Consider the following 4,463-nt stretch of genomic DNA (forward strand, 5'->3'; position numbering starts at 1 on the left):
TGAGGTTTCATCTCTATTACAATTGTAGTATAGAGTAGTATTCAAGACAATTTTTTATGTTTACTTTGACGATGCGCCCGTTGGCGATCGAATCTGACTTGGAAGCGATCGCACACCTAATCAATACTTGCGAAGAGGTCGATCGCCTAGAATATGGTACGTCAGTATCGGAACTTCGCACTGATTTTGACAACCCATCAATCGATAAAGCACGGGATATCAGACTTTGGGAAGATGCGGATGGTAATTTAATTGGATTCGGTCAGTTAGGGATACCGGAATCAGGCGAAATAATTGATGGTTGGTTGTGGTATTGCGTTCATCCTTATAATCGCGGGAAGGATCTGGAAAGGCAGATTATTGCTTGGGGTGAGGAGAGGATGCGGGAAGTTGCACGCGATCGCAACGTGCAAGTAGAATTGCGCTGTTCTGCTCGCGATGACAAACCGTACTACATCACAGTAGCGGAAAATAACCGTTTCACGGTCGATCGCTACTTCTTCACTATGCAGCGCAGTCTCGCCGAACCAATTCCAGAACCGCAATTTCCAGCAGGTTTTACTCTCCGCGATGCGGGTCATCAAGACACGGAAGCTTGGGTGGAGATGTTCAACCAAACCTTTATCGATCACTGGAATCACCACGATTTAACGCTCGATCGGGCTAAATATATGCTGACTACACCTGATTACAAGCCCGAATTGGATTTGGTTGCATTAGCGCCCGATCGCACATTTGCAGCTTTTTCCTTCTGCGCTATTTATCCAGGGGATAACGAACGTAGCGGATGCAAAGAAGGTTGGATTGCAGCACTCGGTACGCGGCGCGGTTTCCGCAAGATGGGGCTAGCGCGATCGATGTTGCTTTCGGGAATGCACAAGTTGAAAGCTGCGGGTATGGAAACGGCAAAACTTGGCGTCGATACCCAAAATCCCAACAACGCTCTGCGACTTTACGAATCGGTTGGCTTTGAGAAGCTTTACAACTGGATTACTTACGTTAAGGATGTGACCTGAAAAAATTTTTTCCAACCCCTTGACACTATTGTAGTATTTGTGTAGTATTAAATTGTGGCAAGCAAGAGAGAGGTTAACGCCTCTCCTTGGAATGCCCTACTGAACCTTGACAATTGAATAATCAACTGGCAATTTCAACGGACGTTCATTCAGGAGTCTTGGTAACAAGACTATTCTGTGATGTTGTTACTTTACACCAAAATCTTCGGTCAGCCTAGAACTCATTCCGAGTCAAAAAACAGGCGACCTGAGATTACTTCCAGTCCGTCTGAACGGGAATCAGAACGAGAAAGTTCTACAAGACTCAGACATACGAAAGTTACTGAGTCAATCCGCCGAGTTAGACAGGACTATCATTTAGAGCGGCGCTTTTTGCTGTAAAATCATCAACCGATTTTTGGGTAAACGTTCATCAACAAACCGCGCAGCTTTTTCAACAAAAAGAGTTACAAATCCAAAATCTAAAATCGAAAATTTAAAATCGAAAAAGGAGGTGCGAGATGGTTCACATTCGCTTTGAAGGACGTTCTTATGATATCGCCGAACCTCAACTGGGTGTGACAACGGGTATGAGCGATACCGCCATCAAGCAACGCCTCGCACAGCATTTTGATGTCAGTCAAGATCGATTGCAGTCTTATGTTGTCGATCGCAGACCCAGCGGCGATTTGATTGTACGTCCAGAAGCTGTTTACGGTTAATAACAAGCTGTTGTTCCGTACCCCGACATGAAAAGCCATACACACATTAGGATCTGGCTCCGCAAGGATTGTGGGTTCGACTCCCACTAAAGACCTCGGTCTTTATGGCGAAATGGTAAACGCACTAGAAGTTGTTAAAAGCTTTTCTAACTTGTGCGGAACAACTTTAAAAAATTGGGGTTTTGAATTCAGCAATTAATCCAAAATCCAAAATCCAAAATTCTATCCCGCGCCCTAACGAGTGAAGCGTACATACATCTGGTTTTCGGAACCAGAGGTTGTAGGTTCGATTCCTACCTTCCCCGCTAATGGGGGAGTAGCTCAACGGATAGAGCGCTAATGTTCAACGCTTTGTTGACTTGTGCGGGATAGATAAAAAGGTAGTTGAAATTCACTTCGCGCCCTCATTTAGAAAGCTTACATACTAGCTCATTAGTAGAGCATTCGGCTATCCACCGATTGGTAGCAGGTGCGAATCCTGCGTATGAATCAACAGCTTTTTTAACTTGCGCGAAGTGTTTTTAACTGCCATAAATTATTATGTTTATCGGCTGATTGCCATTATGTTTTATGTTCCGCGCCCTCACCAGCAAAGCATACACACAAGTTAATCGACTGGTCGTAGGTTCAAATCCTACCAACCCCGTTCGAGGGGTTGTAGCTCAGGGGTAGAGCGATCGAAGTGGCAAAAGCCTTGCCGACTTGCGCGGAACTTACCATTTGTAAAAGTAGCAATTCCTGCTTCGCACCCCGATCGAAAAAGCTTACACACTCTTCCTAACTATAAGGGTCATAATGTAGCGAAATTCGAGCGATCGAACAAGTGACAGCAATCCTAGTCTCTTTGAGATGCGGAGCGCGTGCCCACTGCCAGGTAAAACTGGTAAGAGCGACTGTTGTGTCCTCGCTTTTTCAACTTGTGCGAAGCAACCTTAAAAAATTTTTCCCGCGTCCTAACTTATGAAGCTTACAAACTGGTTAGAGCATTCGATCGCAAATCGAAGTGTCAAAGGTTCGATTCCTTTCTCCTCCACTTTAAATTTTGGGGGAGTAGCTCAGAAAAAAATAGCTTTTCTGACTTGCGCGGGAATCCCATTATTTTGAAACTTTGCAAAATCTACTCCGCGCCCTAATGGAGAAAGCTTACATACTTGCCTAGTGGTTTAAGGCACTTGACTCATAATCAAGCAACCCCCGATAAGGGTTCGCGGGTTCAAATCCCGCGTATGAACAAACAGCTTTCTCAACTTGTGCGGAGCATTTTTACCATTAAGAATAATGAAAAAAGGAGGAAAAAATGCTTTTAATATACTGTATCAATCAAATAAAACTTTCAACAACTATCTTTCAATCTACTAAATTACATCAAGACAACAGGTTGATTAATGAGCGAACATCGCTTAGGTGAAATCGTCATCGAACGCCCTCGTGGAGGGATGAGGATAAGCGCAAAGAAGCTAACAGGCTACAAGAAAGCTCTCGAAAAAATCACTCAAGAAGCTACTGAAGATGGCTTGTTATCTCCTTATTTAATCAAGATAAGGAAACACACAAAGCACTTCTCAGACCATTTGGGGCCATTGCGTCGCTGGTTGCGTTCTAAAGTAGGCCAGCCTTGGGATGCTGTCTATAAAGAATTATGCCAGCAAATTGAAATGAGAACCCTAATCGGCCAACATCTCCTGGGTCATGTGTGGCAGTTTGTGGAACGAGATGTTGAGTTAATTGATGGAGTTCCTTACCGTAAAAAGAGCTTCTCTTATTACTCAGAAAGGCGTCCGATTGGTGATTGGCGAGAAGAGCTTTACGTTCATCCAGAAACGGGAATTCTCTGCTTAGCGAAGAGAAGACCAGATAAGAATATCAACAAGGGTCACAACAACAGAGATGATCTGATCATCATAGATGCCTATCATCAATACCGGAAATTAGACGATTTGTGGTATTTCGTGACTCTGCAAGATATTCCACCAATGGAGAAACCTACAGATGTTCTACTCAAAACTGCTATTCGCCCTTGTGTAGCAAGGCTGGAGTACGGTAGGGAAGTTTATGCTGTTAGCAAGCAGCAGTGTGGGAAGCAGGAAATTAAGTTTATCTTGCAGAAGCTTGCTAAAAATTAAACAGACTTCCGCACGAAAGGACTATAAACCCGGTTTCTTGGTAGACTTTTAGCTGCGAAACTCACGAATTTTCATAGAAACCGGGTTTCTTTGCGTTAAATTTTTCACTTCGCGCCCTAACTGGGAAAGCTTACATACTAGCCGAATTGGTACAGGCGCTTGACTGAAAATCAGGTTATTGCAGGTTCAAATCCTGTGTATGAACAAACAGCTTTCTCAACTTGCGCGAAGTGCTAATTTTCAAAATTCGTTTATTTTTTAGCGGAGGTAGCCATGTCTGCCAAAACTATTGATATTTTGGCACAATTAAAATCTCTGAATTTGTGGGAAACTGCCGAACTGGTTAAGCAGATTGAGGCTACCTTCGATGTTGATGCTTCGGCTCGTAAAGGTATCTATATTCCTCCAATCATCGATATATTTCCGCCGCACGAACCGGAATTCAAAACATTTGATGTAGTTTTGGAGGAAGTACCCACCGATAAGAAAATTGCCATTCTTAAAGTGGTGCGGGAACTGACAGGTTTGGGTTTGAAGGAAGCGAAAGATTTTGTCGAGTCAGTACCGCAAGAGGTGAAAAGTGCGATCGCACTCCCCGATGCTGAAGATATCAAGCGTCAATT

4 protein-coding genes and 2 tRNA genes are annotated in these 4,463 nt (G+C 43.7%); all 6 read left to right on the forward strand.

Features of this window, described 5'->3' with window-relative positions:
- Positions 1-56: 56 nt before the first annotated feature.
- Positions 57-1,016 (forward strand): GNAT family N-acetyltransferase, encoded by a 960-nt coding sequence (locus H6S82_RS19985; RefSeq protein ID WP_190465702.1) that lies wholly within the window; start codon positions 57-59, stop codon positions 1,014-1,016.
- A 500-nt stretch (positions 1,017-1,516) separates the two neighbouring features.
- A complete protein-coding gene (locus tag H6S82_RS19990; RefSeq protein ID WP_190465700.1) occupies positions 1,517-1,717 on the forward strand; it encodes a hypothetical protein in 201 nt (66 codons plus the stop codon).
- Between the two features lie 1,144 nt (positions 1,718-2,861).
- Positions 2,862-2,946: transfer RNA gene (locus tag H6S82_RS19995), tRNA-Met, on the forward strand.
- Between the two features lie 156 nt (positions 2,947-3,102).
- Entirely contained in the window at positions 3,103-3,840 is a 738-nt protein-coding gene (locus H6S82_RS20000; protein WP_190465699.1) for a hypothetical protein, read from the forward strand.
- Positions 3,841-3,971: 131 nt separating this feature from the next.
- Positions 3,972-4,042: transfer RNA gene (locus tag H6S82_RS20005), tRNA-Phe, on the forward strand.
- Positions 4,043-4,113: 71 nt separating this feature from the next.
- Positions 4,114-4,463, forward strand: a 350-nt coding sequence (rplL, locus tag H6S82_RS20010) for a 50S ribosomal protein L7/L12 (protein ID WP_191056607.1), incomplete at its 3' end; no start/stop codon positions are given.

The sequence above is a fragment of the Planktothrix sp. FACHB-1355 genome, from assembly GCF_014748295.1.
Lineage (GTDB): Bacteria > Cyanobacteriota > Cyanobacteriia > Cyanobacteriales > Aerosakkonemataceae > Aerosakkonema > Aerosakkonema funiforme_A.